Source organism: Psychrobacter sp. 1U2, from assembly GCF_051847575.1.
On the sequence record NZ_JBPYDC010001088.1, the window covers coordinates 1 to 711 of the forward strand.

1 pseudogene is annotated in these 711 nt (G+C 42.6%); it reads right to left on the reverse strand.

The features are described 5' to 3' along the window. Nucleotides 1-531 (reverse strand): annotated as a pseudogene (locus ACS8FD_RS20540) (hypothetical protein); the annotation flags it as partial. Between the last annotated feature and the right edge of the window lie 180 nt (nucleotides 532-711).

Sequence of the window (711 nt, forward strand, 5' to 3'; positions counted from 1 at the left end):
GATATAAAACTTGATACGGTTGATCCAGGGTTGCGGTAGTACCTGATAACCAAGCTGATGCAAGCGTCGACCGATTATCACAGCTCGAAACAGACGTAGTGCACGTAGCTGCGGGAAGCAGCCAAGTACTTCATACCAATGGACAAATGGAAAGAAAAACCATCGATAATAGACCTTATCTTTAATAGCAATTGCCCAACGTACCAGCAGCTCAATAATCAAAAATATGGTAAAGAACCCACCTATGGTACGTAGCGGATCGTGCAAGCTGGTCTGATACCAGCTAAGTCCATCACTAATCGCCAACCATCCTGCCACATGGCTACTAAAGTTACTCATCAAAATTGCATCGATGCTAATAAATAGTAGGTCAATACTAATAGCGATAAGCATCACAATATCATAAGCCAACTTTAGCCGGTTCGGCTGTGGACGCCTAGGAGGCTCTGGTTTTGACAACGAGGTTTTTAGCTGATTGGGCAGCGGCTTGGTATCTGTAACAAAAGGAGTAGTAGAGGCGGACACAATCATACCTTATATCGTCGATGGTTATATTAGAGCAATTTAGTCTTAAGCATTGTTAGGTTCAGAGTTGGAGACAAACTCAGCGAGCATAGTATCGATACGTTCATTTTTTTGTTGCCATACGTCCCCAACCCAATCAAACATCTCAGCTTTAATCGATTCATCTTTTTCGTAACCACCTTTTTG